Annotated in this window: 16 protein-coding genes and 1 riboswitch; of the genes, 1 reads left to right on the top strand and 15 read right to left on the bottom strand. The window is 29.1% G+C overall.

Translation table 11 applies throughout. From position 1 onward, the window contains the following. Positions 1-148: 148 nt before the first annotated feature. From CNEONATNEC86_RS02140 to groES, 15 genes are all read right to left on the bottom strand, one after another. Positions 149-1,036, bottom strand: coding sequence for a lytic transglycosylase domain-containing protein (locus CNEONATNEC86_RS02140; protein WP_058293401.1), 888 nt, complete (start codon positions 1,034-1,036; stop codon positions 149-151). A gap of 51 nt (positions 1,037-1,087) precedes the next feature. Then, positions 1,088-3,319: a triple tyrosine motif-containing protein gene (locus tag CNEONATNEC86_RS02135; protein WP_159135462.1), complete on the bottom strand. Its 2,232-nt coding sequence runs from the start codon at positions 3,317-3,319 to the stop codon at positions 1,088-1,090. Positions 3,320-3,467: 148 nt separating this feature from the next. Next, positions 3,468-3,923, bottom strand: coding sequence for a YaiI/YqxD family protein (locus CNEONATNEC86_RS02130; protein WP_058293403.1), 456 nt, complete (start codon positions 3,921-3,923; stop codon positions 3,468-3,470). A gap of 5 nt (positions 3,924-3,928) precedes the next feature. Beyond that, positions 3,929-5,278: a glucose-6-phosphate isomerase gene (locus tag CNEONATNEC86_RS02125; RefSeq protein ID WP_159115522.1), complete on the bottom strand. Its 1,350-nt coding sequence runs from the start codon at positions 5,276-5,278 to the stop codon at positions 3,929-3,931. Between the two features lie 194 nt (positions 5,279-5,472). Next, the gene (locus tag CNEONATNEC86_RS02120) at positions 5,473-6,078 is read right to left on the bottom strand and encodes a hypothetical protein (protein WP_159135461.1); all 606 of its coding nucleotides are present in this window, start codon (positions 6,076-6,078) and stop codon (positions 5,473-5,475) included. Positions 6,079-6,524: 446 nt separating this feature from the next. Next, complete coding sequence (locus tag CNEONATNEC86_RS02115) at positions 6,525-6,944, bottom strand: YjdF family protein (RefSeq protein WP_159135460.1); 420 nt, start codon at positions 6,942-6,944, stop codon at positions 6,525-6,527. Positions 6,945-7,112: 168 nt separating this feature from the next. Beyond that, positions 7,113-8,276 (bottom strand): flagellin lysine-N-methylase, encoded by a 1,164-nt coding sequence (gene fliB / locus CNEONATNEC86_RS02110; protein WP_159135459.1) that lies wholly within the window; start codon positions 8,274-8,276, stop codon positions 7,113-7,115. Positions 8,277-8,349: 73 nt separating this feature from the next. Next, on the bottom strand, positions 8,350-8,499 hold the full coding sequence (locus CNEONATNEC86_RS02105; protein ID WP_159135458.1) for a hypothetical protein: 150 nt from the start codon (positions 8,497-8,499) through the stop codon (positions 8,350-8,352). Between the two features lie 12 nt (positions 8,500-8,511). Continuing rightward, positions 8,512-9,408 (bottom strand): phage replisome organizer N-terminal domain-containing protein, encoded by an 897-nt coding sequence (locus tag CNEONATNEC86_RS02100; protein ID WP_159135457.1) that lies wholly within the window; start codon positions 9,406-9,408, stop codon positions 8,512-8,514. Between the two features lie 297 nt (positions 9,409-9,705). Next, positions 9,706-10,476 (bottom strand): hypothetical protein, encoded by a 771-nt coding sequence (locus tag CNEONATNEC86_RS02095; protein WP_159135456.1) that lies wholly within the window; start codon positions 10,474-10,476, stop codon positions 9,706-9,708. A gap of 230 nt (positions 10,477-10,706) precedes the next feature. Continuing rightward, entirely contained in the window at positions 10,707-12,248 is a 1,542-nt protein-coding gene (gene guaA / locus CNEONATNEC86_RS02090; protein WP_058293410.1) for a glutamine-hydrolyzing GMP synthase, read from the bottom strand. A 202-nt stretch (positions 12,249-12,450) separates the two neighbouring features. Continuing rightward, positions 12,451-13,908 carry an IMP dehydrogenase gene (guaB, locus tag CNEONATNEC86_RS02085; protein WP_159135455.1) on the bottom strand — a complete coding sequence of 486 codons (1,458 nt, stop codon included), beginning with the start codon at positions 13,906-13,908 and terminating at the stop codon, positions 12,451-12,453. Positions 13,909-14,054: 146 nt separating this feature from the next. Next, positions 14,055-14,152: riboswitch (purine riboswitch) on the bottom strand. A 160-nt stretch (positions 14,153-14,312) separates the two neighbouring features. Next, positions 14,313-14,768: a type II secretion system protein gene (locus CNEONATNEC86_RS02080; RefSeq protein ID WP_058293412.1), complete on the bottom strand. Its 456-nt coding sequence runs from the start codon at positions 14,766-14,768 to the stop codon at positions 14,313-14,315. 141 nt (positions 14,769-14,909) lie between these two features. Continuing rightward, positions 14,910-16,535 carry a chaperonin GroEL gene (groL, locus tag CNEONATNEC86_RS02075; RefSeq protein WP_058293413.1) on the bottom strand — a complete coding sequence of 542 codons (1,626 nt, stop codon included), beginning with the start codon at positions 16,533-16,535 and terminating at the stop codon, positions 14,910-14,912. A 122-nt stretch (positions 16,536-16,657) separates the two neighbouring features. Further along, on the bottom strand, positions 16,658-16,942 hold the full coding sequence (gene groES, locus CNEONATNEC86_RS02070; RefSeq protein ID WP_058293414.1) for a co-chaperone GroES: 285 nt from the start codon (positions 16,940-16,942) through the stop codon (positions 16,658-16,660). Between the two features lie 370 nt (positions 16,943-17,312). Here groES and CNEONATNEC86_RS02065 point away from each other — a divergent pair, with 370 nt between their 5' ends. Beyond that, positions 17,313-17,609 carry a hypothetical protein gene (locus CNEONATNEC86_RS02065; protein WP_058293415.1) on the top strand — a complete coding sequence of 99 codons (297 nt, stop codon included), beginning with the start codon at positions 17,313-17,315 and terminating at the stop codon, positions 17,607-17,609. The last annotated feature ends 10 nt before the right edge of the window (positions 17,610-17,619 follow it).

Here is a 17,619-nt window from a genome sequence, read left to right as displayed (position 1 = left end):
TTATCATAGTGTTACACATTGTAACATATAAAATTCATTTATTCTCAAATGCAAAAAGACTAAATCAAAATAATAATTTAATTTTGATTTAGTCTATAAATATATATCGAATTGTAATTTAAAAGGCTTAATTGTTTATTTTCTAAAATTAAACCCCACTCTTATAATACTTAAGAACACTTGGTACATAATTTTGAGTTTCTGCTGGCATTTTGTATAAATCATTTTCAGAAGCAACTCCTCTTTTTTGCATAGTGCCAGAGCCTGCATTATACGCCATTAAAGCCATATCTATATTTCCATTATACTTATCAAGATTTTGCTTTAATAATTGAGTTCCTCCATTAACGTTTTGATTAACATCATATGGATCTGAAATTCCTAAGCTACTAAAGTTAAAAGGCATTATTTGCATAAGTCCCATAGCTCCTGCGCTTGAAACTGCTGTAGAATCAAAATTTGATTCCTGCTTAATTACAGCTAAAATCAGGTCCTTATTTACTCCATACTTCTTTGAAGCATCATCTACTGCTGCATAAATCTTTTCCATGTCAGCTGGAGTTGCATTATTAGATATATAATTACTATAATCTGCTCCTCTTTCATTAACCATCATAGCTAATTTTTCTAAATCCTGTCCTGTTGGACAATCTTGTTGAACAGCACTATTTTTTGTATCGTTAGAGCTTTTTGCTGATTCTTGAACTGACTTCATCATCAATGCATTAGCTAACGTCATTTGATTTGACATATCCTTTGATTCAGAGCTGCTGCTATCATCACTGCTTGTTAACTGACCATTACTCATTAAAGACATTGCCATTAATTGTTCTGCTGATATATCATTAGTTGAAGATGTAGATGTATTCGAGTTCTTTGATGAGTTAAGCATATTGTCCATAACTGTTTGAAAAGCTATATCCGATTCATTAATACCTGAAGATGACGAATCACTTCCAGTTAATTGACCGTTTCCACTTGTTGTTAAAGCTAATAATTGTTCTGTTGAAAGTGAATTCAAACTATCTATTGCCATAAGTTTGTTTCCTCCCTAAGTTTTTCTCTAATTTATATTTTCGGAATACAATTAAATATCTTTAACTTCAAATGATAATTCATCATAATCTTCATAATTAACTTTCTTATAAAAACTCTTAACCAAAGCTAAAATTTTATATTTTCCTGCTGTGAAAGGAATGAAACTATAATATTTCTTTCTGCTATAAGCCTGCACCCTTTCCCATGTATTATTCCTCATTAAATAGAATTCATAACAAACATCTTTTCCACCTTTATTAAATACATCAAATGTAATTTCCTCATTAATTTTAAATTCTTTTTTGTTAGTAACTATATTTGTATTAATTACAGGCAAAGCTTCACTAACATATATGTTAACTTGCTTTTTAAAATCAAATTCATCTTTGCATTTAACATTCTTGGCATAAACGTCTATTGTATATTTTCCAGCTACCTTTGGCGTAAATCTTAACTTTTTATCTTTAATATAATCAGTTTCTTCTACTTTACGTCCATTTATCTTAGTTTCATATTTCATAAGTATGTTTTGAGTATCTTGAACTATACATTCGAATGATATAATATCTCCAATTAAATGGCTCTCTTTATATGGCATTATAATATAATCTATTTTGGCCGGTAAATAATCCAAAACTTTTAAATATACAAATGTATGAGCATCGTATTCTTTTTCTGAATACTTATCTTTAACCATTATTTCTATTTCATATTCTCCCGTTTTGTTAGGTGTAAAATCAATCCAATTAGATTTATTGTAATCACTTTTATTTATAAGCGAACCATTTCTCCTTATATTGAAACAATATAATACATGTGCATCACTTTCACATTTCACCATTATATTAACAGGATCATTTATTAGAGTATTTCTATCCTTATCTACTATAACATCAACTATCTTTATAGGTTTTTCACCTTTCTTTTCAATAAGGAAATTAATCCTTCTACAATCCTCATAGTCTCCATCATAAGATGAATCCTTAACATACATTATTATTTCATATTCTCCAACTTCTTTAGGGCTCCATATATACTCATCATCACTTATGAATCCTGTATCTTCTTCTATAACGCCCTTCACAACATATCTGTATAATAATTTTTTTCCACCATCAATTTCTGAAGTCAACCTAATATCACTTCCAATAGCTTGAGGCGAATTTAAATCTGCTATGAAATTCTTTATACTTATATCTTTATAAGCTTTGGCCGTATATACAAATATCGCCCTATCATCATATTCTTTATTAGAAAGAATATTTTTAGCCAAACAAAGTATTCTATAATTTCCACTTTGACTCTCATCATAGCATACTACATTATTATTTGAGTATTCTTGAATACATGTTGATCTTCCATTTTCATATATTTTATAGAACTTATATAATACTGTTTCATCATGATAATTAGTTTCTACCTTAAATCTTAACTGTTCTCCTACAAGCAAATCTTTATTTTCACATTTAAAGTTATTTATTGTGAGTTGTCTCATTTCTTTTACATTTACCTTAATAGTTCTATAGTCATCAAAAACCTCATTTGATTCTATTCTTTTACATTGTATTAAAAATTCCTTTTCACCAACTTGTGTTGCAGTATATTTAAGAATATTATCAGTTTCATAATCTCTTATAATATCCCAATCTTTATATCTTTTAATATAAAACCTATATAGCATATTGTTATCGTAATAAGACTTTACTTCAATAGAGCATTTCTCACCAACTGTTATTTCATCTTTGTCTAAAGCAACTTCTTCTATAATTTTTTCCTTTGAAGCACTAATCTTTACAGATTCTTTATTCTGAAAATCTTCAGTAAGAATTTTTTTCTCATCTGTATTTAAAGAAGAAATACTAATAATATCTTCTTTTTCCTTATATTCTATTATATCTTCAAACTTCTCTTCTTCCGTTTTCATATGGTTTATATCTTCATTGCTCAAATTACTATTGTTATTATAATTATCCATAGATTCTTCATCACATATTATATAATCCTGCTTTGCTAAGTAATCTAATGGCTTTTTACCATCCTTTTCTCTTGCTTGTACCATAACTATATAATTACCAGCAGAGTCTGGTACCCATAGGCATTCATTATTTATAGAAAAATCTTGAATTGTTTTCCATATACCGCCTTTACCAACTATAAATTTATATTCTAAATTACTTATATCTTCATCTATCTTTCCTATTATCTTTATTTCTGTACCCATAGATTGTGGTTTTTCTTTATCGAAAATAACTTCTACATATTTTAATTGCATATTTTCCATATAATCACTCCCATTACATAATACCATATCTTTATAGTACACCTTCTACCATTTTTTGTAAATATATTTATTTTATTTTTATTTAAATTCTATCATATTTATCACGTTTCCTTCATATAATGTGATTTATTTATAAAAAAAGAAGCCATTAATATAGCTCCTGACTTACAATTTTATTGTCTATTAATTTTATAAGATTGCTTTCTAATCTTATATCATCTTCTTTATTTCTTTTTCTTGGTCCAGAAGTTCTTCCTCCTGCATTCCTAATTTTTTGTGATATATGCCTCTCTTCTAAAAGCCTTTCAATATTTTTCTCTGTATATATATATCCTTTTGGATTTATTACACTGGCTTTTTTCGAAAGACATATGGCTGCAACACCATAATCTTGAGAAACAACTATATCATTTTCTTTAGTTTCATTCATTATATACATATCAGCACTTTGAAACCCACTATCTACAATCCTTACATCACTATAATCACTTCGAATAAAATGATTTATATCGCAATATAAAATAACCTGCAATGAATATTTTTTTGCTATTCTTTCAATAATAGAGATGCCCGGGCAGGCATCTCCATCAATTATAATTCTCATTAATATTAAAGTCTCTTTTCTAGTTCAGCCTTCATATCTTCATATCCTGGCTTTCCTAATAATGCAAACATGTTTTTCTTGTATGCTTCAACACCTGGTTGATCAAATGGATTAACGCCTAAAAGATATCCACTGATTCCACAAGCTTTTTCGAAGAAATATACCATATATCCAAAATAGTATGGAGTTAATTCGGGAACACTTAATACCACGTTAGGTACTCCACCATCATTGTGTGCTAATAAAGTTCCTTGGAATGCTTGCTTATTAACAAAATCCATAGTCTTTCCAACTAAGAAGTTCAATCCATCTAAATCTTGTTCATCTTTTTCTATTTCGATTTCATATTTAGCTTTTTCTACATTAATAACTGTTTCAAAAAGAACTCTTCTTCCTTCTTGAACATATTGTCCCATTGAGTGAAGATCAGTTGTAAAATCACATGCTGCTGGGAATAATCCTTTGTTGTCTTTTCCTTCTGATTCTCCATATAATTGTTTCCACCATTCATTGAAGTAATGAAGTGATGGTTCATAGTTTACTAGCATTTCTACTACTTTTCCTTTATTGTATAATGCATTTCTAACGGCTGCATATTTATATGCATCATTTTCTTCTAATGAAGGATTAGAATATTTTTCTCTTGCATCTGCAGCACCTTGCATCATAGCGTCTATATCAATACCTGCTGCTGCTATTGGTAATAAACCAACTGCTGTTAATACTGAGAATCTTCCTCCAACATCATCTGGAACAACAAAAGTTTCATATCCTTCTGAATCAGCAAGTGTCTTTAATGCACCTTTTGCCTTATCAGTAGTAGCATATATTCTCTTTCTAGCTTCTTCTACTCCGTATTTCTTTTCAACATAAGATTTTAAAATTCTAAATGCAATAGCTGGTTCTGTAGTTGTACCTGATTTTGAAATTACATTTAAGCTTACATCTTTTCCTTCAATCGCTTGCAAAAGTTCTGTCATATATGTTGAACTAATATTGTTTCCTACATAAAATATCTTAGGTGCTTTTCTTTGATCTTTATCTAAAGCATTGTGGAAATTGTTTGTTAACATTTCTATTGCAGCTCTAGCTCCAAGATATGATCCACCTATACCAATAACTATTAATACATCTGAATCACTTTTTATTTTTGCAGCAGAATTTTTTATTCTAGCAAATTCTTCTTTATCATAATTTACTGGAAGGTCAACCCATCCTAAAAAATCACTACCTGCGCCAGTTCCATTATGCAACTTTTCATGAGCAGTCTTAACCATTTCTTCCATGTAAGTTATTTCGTTTTCTTTTAAATAAGGTGCTACTTTTGATAAATCTAATGATATGCTTTTATTCATTTTCTGATTTTACCTCCATATACATAAAAAATAATCATTTCTCGTCATAATTATATCACAAAATACATCAAACTTATGTACTCTTTTTATTATTTGTATTATTATATAAATAATTCAGCATAATTATAAAAAGAGAAATGAAGCATTTCTCTTTTTATAATTAAATTATTATTTTTTGTAATTTAACAGTTCTTTCAACAACACCTATGACAGCATTTACAGCAGCATTTACGCCTTCTATTTCTCTTTTTTCTTTTATTTATATAGTCAATAACTTCCTGTTTTGCCTTTTCATAACCAGCAGTAAATCCATCTGAATATCCCTCATCATATATACCCTGGCATTTGTCTACTTTAGTGCTACATTCGTCTTCTTGATTCTCTTCTTCACATTCATACTCTTGATTTTCACATTCATTTCCTAGATTTAGAGTATCTTCACTACTACATCTACAGGTATAATTACATTCTGTATAATATTCCTTATCTTCATTATCTTCTTCTCTTTCTTGAGAACAATGTATTTCATGATGTTCTTCATGAAAATCACAATCATCCTCCTCATCATCCGAATCAATTAAATTAAGAATTAATTCTTCTTCATTCTGGTTATCAAAAGAATCATTTGTGCAATAAAAATCATCATTAAACGCTTCTTCATTTAAGTTCATTCTACAATCATCAGAAAAATCATTATCTACAAATTCTTCTTCTAGCACGTCTTCATCCATAAATTCATCACGGTCATACCTTTCAGAGAATCTTATAATATCATCCATATTCCTAGTTTTTTTGTTCATCTTCTTCTCTCCTTCATTGTAAAAGATTAAGATTTTTAAACTTATAATTATCTGATACTATATTATGCTATTGAGCTCTATTTGCTATCTTATAATTTTCAATTTTTTCTATTTCTTAATAGTAGGTTTACAGATGATGTTTACCTAATTTTAAGAAATAAATTAAGTGATAACTGTTTATATGTTTTATATTCGAAATTTCATAAGTCAATTATAAACAATCTTTCTAATTATCTCTATAAAAAGATAGTATTCATCTCTCAATGCCACATTTTATTCTTAAAATTCTATACCTTAATTGATTTTCTTCTTAAAATAAATATATATGTTATAATTACTTTTCTACATTTTTATATGCTGGTATTTACTTAGCCTTTAAACATGTTAAATAAAATTTTATTATTGCAACATATATATAAGGGAAGATAATTAATCTTCCCGATTAATTATCTTCCCTTATGTTTCTCTTTACGTTTCTGCTGCTTCAATTGAAATTTATATCTTTCCTCTTGCTCTTTTTGCTTACGAGTTCTAATTTTTCTGTCAGTTTTGCTTTCTTCATGTTGAAGCTTAAGAGCCTGTTGAGATTTTGTCCCCACTCCAACTTCTTTTACCTGTTTCTTTATTTCTCGCTGTAAGCGCTTTGGATTGATTTTTTCTTTCTTTTTTACAACACTTTTAATTGTTGGACTAAATCGAAGTTTATAGTAATTTCTTAAAACAAATTCTTGAATTTCATTCTCCTTTGGTTCTGGTCCAAAGATTATTTTGCATACAGATAACTCATCTCTATACACATATTCAAAAATACCTATCCAAAAAGATTCTTCAAAAAATACTTGTAACTTTCCACTTACTTCGTCCATTATAATTCCTCCTTAAAATTCTAATGAACAAAGAATGGACAACCAAGGAGGCAGGTTACTGACAGTATAACTGCGTCTGGACTACCAACCAGAAATGTGTTTTTATCTTTGTATATCTATATTATAAATTTCTTATTGAAAAAAATAAACTTAATGTGATCAGTTTTCTTAATTCATTATCATAATAAGAATTTCTTCCAATCTAAAAACTTTGTTTATTTCAAATATTTGTGCTAATTCTTCTAAATTATCTTCTGAATGCTCAATATCTTTTGAGTACATATGCATTAAATCAATTTGATCCTGTTTACTAAGATCACCTTTATTATCAATCCATCTAATCACATCTAATTCTTTTATAATAAGATAACTTACTACAGCTAATTTAACTTTAGCCAACACATCATAATCATAAACTGCCTTCATAAAATATCTAAATATAAAATAAACAATCAAATGTTCATATTCATATTCTTTTTCTTTATAATATTTATTAAACTCATTATGTTTATTAATGTAAAGCTGATGATCATTATTTACTTTATAGAAATATTCAAAAGTATGATCCACTACTTTAGGCCAGTTTTCATCTATATGTTCTAAGCTTTTATAAACTTGAAAATACTTATGCATGTTATCATATTTAGATTTTCCCTTACCTTCATATCTATTTAATTGTTTAATAAAGCTTTCTATAAAATCTTCATCTAAGTAATTTTTGCGTACTTCTTCAACCTTAGATACTTTATTGGCATCTATCTTATCTTGTATATCCTGAGCAAAACTAATCAATAATGCAATTCTATTTTTTAATGTCATAGACCGATTTTGAATTATGTTTAGTGCAATTTTCCTTGCTGGCATTAACTGTGAAAACAAATCATAATTAATATCGTCATATGCACTTACCATTTCATCATCCTCATTTATTTCAAATTCAACCTTTTTATCATTATCTAATATTATTCTTGCTGCTTCTGGACATGATATAGATATTCCAATTTCCCTCGTATCTCCATATTCTTCTATGAATCTTGGGAACTGCTTACATGTATTGCATAAGCTTTCTTCACCAAGTTCACTATATATATCACAGAGTTTGTTTTTATTTAAAAATGGACAGTCATCGCCATCTAATATAAAACCTGGCTCTCCATCTTCATATAACGTTATCTTAGATCTTAATATTTCTCCGAATTTTCCTGTTGCATTTTTATATTTTTCATGTGTATCTTCATCAATTATTATTTCCCATCCTGCACAACATGTATCAGGACATTCTGAAGCTATACATTTGAAATCTTTATAATAATATGGTACTTTTGTTTTCATTCTACTACCTCTTTAAATAAAATACTTCTGTCAACCATTGTATCATAATATTAATTATAAACTCAAAATTGGTTTATTCAAGTACACCGCAAGCAGCTATTCTAAATAGATAATTACTTTTATTTAATGAAGTAGTCTCTTTTATTCCTGTTTCATATTCATACTGTTCAAATACATCTCTTTTATCTATTATTACTAAGCAATTCCACGTTCTTGAAATCATATTATACCTTAATTACGAAACATCAAATTCCATAATAACTTTATCGCCTTTTTCTTCCTTAAAGCACCCAAATCCCTCCCAAGTTTCTGATACATATTTTTCTTTTAGATCTTGGAATCCATCCTTAACTATGTTATTATTCTTTTTCGAATTACTCTTCTTTCTTTTATCCACAACCACTATATTTTTATCCACATTTTTGGTATCATTTATCTGGCTTTTGTTTATTTTTGAATTACTTAGATTGTTGTCTAATTTATTATATACTTGTTCCATTCCACTCTCTTTCTGTTCTTTTATATTTGCTACTTCTTCGCCAATAAGATCTTTCATGCCTAAAATAACCATATCTTCATTAAATTTACCATCTTTTATTTTGTCTATCTTATCACTATTGCACTTATCTCTTTCACCTTGATTTGTATTTATGCATAATTCTTCATCATTTAATTCTTTATCCTCGTCATTTATATCTTTTCCCATACTTTGACTTTCTGCTTCTATATCATCTTCTATAGTTCCTTGATTATTAACTAATGTATTCTCATCTTTTATATAATCCAATTCACTATCTTGCTCTTTCACTTTTATATTTTGATGCTTTGCAAAATTTTTTACTTTATAAGCATTATGTTTAGTGAGTTCAATCATCTCTAATTCTAAAAATACATCTAAAGCTAATCTTACTTGTTTATCATCTCTGTTAAATTCTATTGCTAATGTTTCTAATGTATATGCTATATTTCTTGATAAATATAGCTCTCCTTCTTTATTTACTTTTCCAGCCAAAAGCAATAATTTAATCCATATACAATATATAAGATCTCTTTCTGGTTTTCTGTCTATTATTTTGAATTTAGTATCCTCATTCATATCAACTCTTAATTTTATGTTTTTTCTTTCTCTCATTTTACATCTCTCCTTCTAATATCTAATACATTTATCTGTGCACAAACTTATTTACTTAATTATTTTTCCTTACATATAAGATATATGCATAAGTTAGAAAAAACACAGGAATTTTTATGATTTTTCGTTCGCCTTTTTCTTTCAAAATGTTACATTCGAATATTATTTGGCAAAAAATAAAAGCAAACTAAAATGTCTAAACATTTTTAGTTTGCTCTTCCTGATTCTTTAACTTTATAAAGATTTTTATCCACTACAAATAACTCTTCATAGGGTGCCCCTGTATTTGATTTTCTATTAATCCAGCTTATTCACTTTACAGAAATACTCATAAAAATATTCTAATATTTTATAACGCTCTTCATCTCTTACAACTTTCTTCATGTCATCTAAAACTTTCTGCATACATGCATTTGAAAAGTATTTCATTTCTGTATTACCCCATTTTAAATTTTTAGTATTTGATTCGAAGTAATCCCAAAATAAAAGTTCTTCTTTTGTTTTATTAAGAAATATCCGATATACATCATGACTATTTATAATTCCATCTTCACATTTTTTCCCTTCGAAATCATCTTGTACCATAAATGCTCCTATAATACGTCTTTCCTTTTCTTTCATCCCATCTGGTAACTCAGTGAGCAAGCAAGCTGAATTTAATCTAAGCCTATTAGGAACTCTTGGTTTACCCTTTGAATTTCCACTTATATATTTTCCAGTACAAATTGACCATGTTTTCAACACTTCACTTTCACTATTTTCAATAAGGCCAAAGGCAGCTTGTGAATTTGCACTTACTTTTAATTGTTGTATTCTCTGTATACGCTCTTGTTCCATTCTTTCCCGCTCTTCTTTCTCTCTTTCTATTTCTAAAGTATCGTTCAAAATAGTCTCTATTCCCGTTTGAATTTCACTATCCATGCATGTAATAAATTTATAAAAAGCATCAGGAAAATGAAATTTTTTATTACTTCCAGAAAAGTCTATTTCTATTATATCGCCTCTTTTATCTGTTACAATTCCTTCACCAAATTTTATATGTCTAACCTTTTTAGCAATTAAATTCATTTCTTATTCCTCCTTGTTATAAAAAAAGAAGAGCTTTCCATATTCATGTCAATTGACACGATACCAAAAGCCCTTCTATATTTAGACGGTTCTTTATCTATTTTTTGCTTTCATTATACCATGAAACCAGTATAATAACAAATTCCACCAATTTTAATATAGTACTCTCATTATAAAACGCAAAAAAATCCTGCAAATCTAATATCAATTAGAATGCAGGAATCTCTTATCTATTCAAATTCTATAGTAGCTGGTGGCTTTCCTGTGCAATCATACATTACACGATTAACACCTTTAACTTCATTTACAATTCTAGTTGTTACTTTACCAAGTACTTCCCATGGAAGTTCAGCACTTTCTGCTGTCATGAAATCACTTGTAGTTACAGCTCTAAGTGCTATAGCATAATCATAAGTTCTTTCATCTCCCATTACACCTACTGAACGCATATTAGTAAGTGCTGCAAAATATTGACCTATTTCTTTATCAACACCTGCTTTTGCAATTTCTTCTCTATAAATTGCATCTGCATCTTGAACTATTCTTACTTTTTCAGCTGTTACTTCGCCTATTATACGTATTCCAAGACCTGGACCTGGAAATGGTTGTCTGTAAACTAATTTTTCAGGTATTCCAAGTTCTAAACCTGCTTTACGTACTTCATCTTTAAATAATAATCTAAGTGGTTCAATTATTTCTTTAAAGTCTACACAGTCTGGAAGTCCTCCAACATTATGATGTGATTTTATAACTGCTGACTTTCCAAGACCACTTTCAATTACGTCTGGATAGATAGTTCCTTGTACTAAGAAATCAACCGTTCCTATTTTCTTAGCTTCTTCTTCAAATACTCTAATGAATTCTTCACCAATTATTTTTCTCTTTTGTTCTGGTTCTTCTACACCAGCTAATTTTTCATAAAATCTTTCTTGAGCATTTACACGAATAAAGTTTAAGTTATATTGTCCATTAGGTCCAAATACTTCTTCAACTTCGTCTCCTTCATTTTTACGAAGTAAGCCATGATCAACGAATACACATGTTAATTGATTTCCAACAGCCTTTGAAAGTAATACAGCAGCTACAGATGAATCAACTCCACCTGATAATGCACATAATACTTTACCATTTCCAACTTTTTCACGTATTTCTTCAATTGTTTTTTCAACAAATGAATCCATTTTCCAATCACCAGAACATCCACAAACATCATACACAAAGTTTGAAAGCATCTTTGTTCCTTCTTGCGTATGCATTACTTCTGGGTGAAATTGAACTGCATATAAGTTCTTCTCTACACATTCCATACCTGCAACTGGACATACTGGAGTAGTTGCTGTTATTGTAAAACCTTCTGGTGCCTTTTCTATGTAATCTGTATGACTCATCCAGCAAATAGTCGATTCTGATACACCTTTAAATATCTTAGAATCTACGCTAACATCAACTTTTGTCTTTCCATATTCACTTACAGGAGCAGTAGCAACTTTTCCTCCAAGCATATGTGACATTAATTGTGATCCGTAGCATATTCCAAGTATAGGAATTCCAATTTCAAATAACGCCTTATCACATAAAGGAGAATCCTCACCATATACACTATTTGGTCCACCTGTGAATATTATTCCCTTTGGATTCATTTCTTTTATTTTATCAACGCTTAAAGTATATGGATGAACTTCACAATATACATTACATTCTCTAACTCTTCTAGCAATTAACTGATTATATTGTCCACCGAAATCAATAACTAAAATTAATTCTTTTTTCATGGTTTCCTCCTAAAAAATTATTCTACTTGTATTATTAACTAAATATATCATTTTATCAATACAAAACACGAATTTTTTTTATCTTTTTGTAGTTTTTATTCGCACTATTTCTTTAAATAACACAATGCACAACGTGCATTATATTTAATTACTAAAATATATAATAATTAAAATTGTACATTGTGCATTATTTAAATAGTGCTTATTGTCCTACACTATAGTTTGGTGCTTCTTTAGTAATGTTAATATCATGTGGATGACTTTCTCTAAATCCAGCAGCTGTTTGAACAACAAATGTAGCTGTTTCATATAAAGTATCAAGATCCTTTGATCCTAAATATCCCATTCCTGATTTAATTCCACCCATGATTTGGAATATTGTATCTGCCACATATCCTTTGAAAGCAACTCTTCCTTCAACACCTTCTGGAACTAACTTCTTATTACCTTCTTGGAAATATCTATCCTTAGATCCCTTTTCCATAGCAGCTAAAGATCCCATTCCTCTATAAACCTTGTAGCTTCTTCCTTGATATATTTCAAGTTCTCCTGGTGCTTCTTCACATCCTGCAAATAATGATCCCATCATAGCAACTGATGCTCCAGCAGCTAAGGCTTTAACTATGTCTCCAGAATATTTAAGACCACCATCGGCAATTACTGGTATGCCATATTTTCTTCCCATCTCTGCGCAGTCCATAACCGCTGTTAATTGAGGTACTCCAACTCCAGCAACTACTCTTGTAGTACAAATTGATCCTGGTCCTATACCGACCTTAACGCAGTCAGCACCTGCTTTGATTAAGTCTTCTGTAGCTTCAGCTGTAGCAACATTACCAGCTATAACTTGAAGTTCTGGATATATTTTTTTGATTTCTGTTACGGCATCTAATACACCTTTTGAATGACCATGAGCTGTATCAAGAGTTATAACATCAACATTAGCTTTAACTAAAGCTTCAACTCTTTCCATCATGTTTCCTGTAACACCTACAGCTGCTCCGCATAATAATCTGCCCTTTTCATCTTTAGCTGCATTTGGGAACTTTTTAACTTTTTCAATATCTTTCATTGTAATAAGTCCCTTTAAACATCCATTTGCATCTACTAAAGGTAATTTTTCAATTTTATGTTTCTTTAAGATTTCTTTTGCTTCTTCTACAGTTGTATTTTCTGGTGCAGTAATTAAGTTTTCCTTAGTCATTACTTCAGATATTTTTCTATCATAGTTTGTTTCAAATATCATATCTCTATTTGTAACTATTCCAACTAATTTACCATTTTCATCAGTTATAGGAACACCTGATATTCTATATCTTCCCATTAAATCTTCAGCATCTTGTAATCTATGGTTAGCTGATAAGTATATAGGATCTGTGATTACACCATTTTCTTGTCTCTTTACTCTATCAACTTCTCTTGCTTGTTCTTCTATAGTCATATTTTTGTGGATAATTCCGATTCCACCTTCTCTAGCCATAGCAATCGCCATTTTAGATTCTGTTACAGTATCCATACCAGCACTCATTAAAGGAATATTTAAAGCAATCTTTTTAGTTAAGTAAGTTTTTGTAGTTACTTCTCTTGGTAATATTTCTGATTTGTTAGGTACTAATAATAAGTCATCGAAAGTATAAGCAGTTTTAATAATTTTAGCCATTTTTAATCCTCCTAATTTTTGAAATATTTATTGCATTTTTATGTTTTTTTGAATGTATAATTGCATTTTCACTGTTAATTTTATGTATAAAAAAAAGCATACTAACCTTATAGTGATGTTAATATGCTCATAAAGTCTAATTTATAGCCAATACTAATACCACTCATAGTCGGAAGTTTACGGTTTCCGGTAGATACGCCCTGCCTTATTCAAGGTATATACGAGTTATTAAATATATCTGATTTTTTAAATTAAACCTATTATAATGTATGTACATTCTAAAGTCAATAAATTTGAAATTAAAATTGCATTTTTTTAAGCAAAATTTTTCATGTAATTATTTATATTCTGCATAAATATATTTATATACAACATTTTCAACTCTTATCTTTGCTGTATAGATACTATTTTCTTTCTTCAATAAATTTTATACTACTAGAATTTAATATTTCACTATCACTATTAAAATCAAATTCAGCCCCATTTACTATATCATAACAATTTTGCACTGTGGTGGTTCCTGTATTTATATTTTTAAATTCTTCTTCATTTATATATTTTTTTATACCGTCCTTATTTATAATACTACTAACACTTTGATTCTTCTCTAATGGTATATATCTTAAATTATATGATTCTGTTGCCATAACGATTTTTCTACATTGATCTACTACTTTTAATTTCTTAGCTTCCTGAACATACCCTAATACTTTTGGAAACAATACTCCTGATAAAATCATTATTATCGCTATTACTGCAATTAACTCAATTAATGTAAATCCTGAACTCTTTTCTTTTATATTAATGCTTAATCTACGATTACTTTTTATTTCATACTTTACTTTTTTTATTCTCTTCATCTCCTTATAAGATAATTGTATCTTAAATATTAACTTAATTTTGATTTTATATACATTAACTATATAAGCTATTTCAATATAATAAAAAACCTTGAGGAATTGAATTCCTCAAGGTTTTTAAAATTCACATATGAATTTATTTTAATACATTCCATCCATTCCCATTCCTGGTGCACCTGGCATTGCAGGTTCTTTTGCTGGAATATCAGCTACAGCAGCTTCTGTTGTTAAGAATGTAGATGCTACTGATGCAGCATTTTGAAGTGCTGATCTTGTTACTTTTGTAGGGTCAACTATACCACTCTTAATCATATTTACATATTCACCCTTTAATGCATCATATCCAACGCCTGCTTCACTTGCTCTTACTTTTTCGATTATAACTGAACCTTCATCCCCTGCATTAGTTGCTATTTGTCTTACTGGTTCTTCTAAAGCTTTAACAATTATATTTATACCAACTTGTGTGTCAGGAACATCTGAAGTTAATTTTGCTACTTCATTAATTACATTAGCATAAGCAGTACCACCACCAGCTACTATACCTTCTTCTACAGCAGCTTTTGTTGCAGCTAAAGCATCTTCAATTCTTAATTTCTTTTCTTTTAATTCAGTTTCAGTTGCAGCACCAACTTTAATTACAGCTACTCCACCAGCAAGTTTTGCTAATCTTTCTTGTAATTTTTCTTTATCAAATTCTGAAGTTGTTTCTTCAACTTGAATCTTTATTTGATTAACTCTATCTTTAATATCAGCTGAATTTCCTTTACCGTTAACTATTACTGTATTTTCTTTGTTAACTTTAACACTCTCAGCTTGACCTAACATCTCAAGAGTAGTTTCTTTTAAATCTCTTCCTAATTCTTCAGAAATTACTTGACCACCTGTTAATATAGCTAAGTCTTGTAACATTTCTTTTCTTCTATCACCAAATCCTGGTGCCTTAACAGCTACGCAAGTGAATGTTCCTCTTAACTTATTAACAACTAATGTTTGCATTGCTTCGCCTTCAACATCTTCAGCGATGATTAATAACTTCTTGCCCGCTTGAACTATTTGTTCTAATAATGGTAATAATTCTTGAATGTTTGAAATCTTTTTATCTGTTATTAAAATATATGGGTTATCTAAAACAGCTTCCATTTTTTCTGTATCTGTAACCATGTAAGGTGATACATATCCTCTGTCAAATTGCATACCTTCAACAACATCTAATTCAGTTCCCATTGATTTAGATTCTTCTATAGTTATAACACCTTCATTACCTACTTTTTCCATAGCATCAGCTATTAGCTTACCAACTTCTTCATCAGCAGCTGATATAGCAGCAACTCTAGCAATATCTTCTTTGCCTTCAACTTGTTTAGAAATCTTCTTGATTTCTTCAACAGCTTTGTCAACTGCAGTTCTTATACCGTTTCTAATTAACATTGGATTAGCTCCAGCAGTTACATTCTTTAAACCTTCTCTTATTATAGCTTGCGCTAATAATGTTGCAGTTGTAGTTCCGTCTCCAGCCACATCATTAGTCTTAGTTGCAACTTCTTTAACTAATTGTGCTCCCATGTTTTCATAAGGATCTTCTAATTCTATTTCTCTAGCAATTGAAACTCCATCGTTAGTTATTAATGGTGCTCCGAATTTCTTATCTAATACAACATTTCTTCCCTTAGGTCCTAATGTAACCTTAACCGTATCTGCTAATTTATCTACTCCAACTTGCATACTTCTTCTAGCGTCTTCGCCGAACTTTAACATTTTAGCCATTTCAATACACTCCTTTTATAAATAATCTATTTAAACATTCTATTAACTCATGTAATTATAATTTTAATCTGTCTTATACTTAATTTATAATTAAGCTATATATTAATTCTATAAAATATAGTTTATTCAACTATTGCTAAGATATCATCTTGCTTTAAAATTGTATATTCATCTCCATCTACTTTTACGTCTGTTCCTGCATATTTAGAGTATAATACTTTATCTCCAACTTTTACTTCCATTTCAATTCTTTTTCCATCTGTTATTGCTCCTGGACCTACTGCAACAACTTCTGCTTCTTGTGGTCTTTCTTTAGCACTTCCTGTTAAAACTATTCCGCTTTTTGTTTTTTCCTCTGCTTCTAATTTTTTAATTACGACTCTGTCGCCAAGTGGCTTAATATTCATAAAAAAACCTCCTTAAAATATATATTAAATTGATTATTGCATTTCTTTGTTAGCACTCATTAAAGTTGAGTGCTAATACAATTATTATAATATCCTTTATATCCATATAATTCAAACAGGACTTATAATATTATATCCCGTTTTAAAGCGAATATTCTTAATTATCTCAAAATATATTTAAATTGCTCACTTTTTCTTTAATTTTCATCTATTAATCTTTTGAATAATTTTCCATGGAAGTCTATACATTTTTATTACTAAAAGAAAGGAATTTAATCTATATATTTTTAATATCAAATTATTGTAATTAATATATATTATTTGATATAATCTAAATAAAATAATTCTAAAATTCTGATAGGAGATTTGTATGAAAGAAACTCATATATGTGAACTATGTAATAGAGATGTATCTATTATAACTAAGCATCACCTAATTCCTAAGCAAAAAGGTGGCAAAGATTATAAGACAATCCATTTATGTACTACTTGTCACAAGCAAATTCATGCACTTTTTACTAATACAGAACTTGCCACATTATATAATTCTATAGATGCATTGAAAAACAATGCTAGAATAATTAAATTCTTAAATTTTGTAGAAAAAATCCCTGGAGATTATAATGTTAACATAAAAAAATCTCGTCGAATACGAAAAAGCAGTTAACTAATCATAG

The sequence above is a fragment of the Clostridium neonatale genome, from assembly GCF_900465025.1.
Classification (GTDB): Bacteria; Bacillota; Clostridia; order Clostridiales; family Clostridiaceae; genus Clostridium; species Clostridium neonatale.
The sequence above is the reverse complement of the archived record's forward strand: the minus strand, read 5'-3'. Positions and strand labels throughout refer to the sequence as shown.

Bases quoted from the DNA above. Each gene is read 5' to 3' on its own strand.
- CNEONATNEC86_RS02140 (WP_058293401.1), bottom strand. From the start codon at position 1,036: ATGGCAATAGATAGTTTGAATTCACTTTCAACAGAACAATTATTAGCT.
- CNEONATNEC86_RS02135 (WP_159135462.1), bottom strand. From the start codon at position 3,319: ATGGAAAATATGCAATTAAAATATGTAGAAGTTATTTTCGATAAAGAA.
- CNEONATNEC86_RS02130 (WP_058293403.1), bottom strand. From the start codon at position 3,923: ATGAGAATTATAATTGATGGAGATGCCTGCCCGGGCATCTCTATTATT.
- CNEONATNEC86_RS02125 (WP_159115522.1), bottom strand. From the start codon at position 5,278: ATGAATAAAAGCATATCATTAGATTTATCAAAAGTAGCACCTTATTTA.
- CNEONATNEC86_RS02120 (WP_159135461.1), bottom strand. From the start codon at position 6,078: ATGAACAAAAAAACTAGGAATATGGATGATATTATAAGATTCTCTGAA.
- CNEONATNEC86_RS02115 (WP_159135460.1), bottom strand. From the start codon at position 6,944: ATGGACGAAGTAAGTGGAAAGTTACAAGTATTTTTTGAAGAATCTTTT.
- fliB (WP_159135459.1), bottom strand. From the start codon at position 8,276: ATGAAAACAAAAGTACCATATTATTATAAAGATTTCAAATGTATAGCT.
- CNEONATNEC86_RS02105 (WP_159135458.1), bottom strand. From the start codon at position 8,499: ATGATTTCAAGAACGTGGAATTGCTTAGTAATAATAGATAAAAGAGAT.
- CNEONATNEC86_RS02100 (WP_159135457.1), bottom strand. From the start codon at position 9,408: ATGAGAGAAAGAAAAAACATAAAATTAAGAGTTGATATGAATGAGGAT.
- CNEONATNEC86_RS02095 (WP_159135456.1), bottom strand. From the start codon at position 10,476: ATGAATTTAATTGCTAAAAAGGTTAGACATATAAAATTTGGTGAAGGA.
- guaA (WP_058293410.1), bottom strand. From the start codon at position 12,248: ATGAAAAAAGAATTAATTTTAGTTATTGATTTCGGTGGACAATATAAT.
- guaB (WP_159135455.1), bottom strand. From the start codon at position 13,908: ATGGCTAAAATTATTAAAACTGCTTATACTTTCGATGACTTATTATTA.
- CNEONATNEC86_RS02080 (WP_058293412.1), bottom strand. From the start codon at position 14,768: ATGAAGAGAATAAAAAAAGTAAAGTATGAAATAAAAAGTAATCGTAGA.
- groL (WP_058293413.1), bottom strand. From the start codon at position 16,535: ATGGCTAAAATGTTAAAGTTCGGCGAAGACGCTAGAAGAAGTATGCAA.
- groES (WP_058293414.1), bottom strand. From the start codon at position 16,942: ATGAATATTAAGCCACTTGGCGACAGAGTCGTAATTAAAAAATTAGAA.
- CNEONATNEC86_RS02065 (WP_058293415.1), top strand. From the start codon at position 17,313: ATGAAAGAAACTCATATATGTGAACTATGTAATAGAGATGTATCTATT.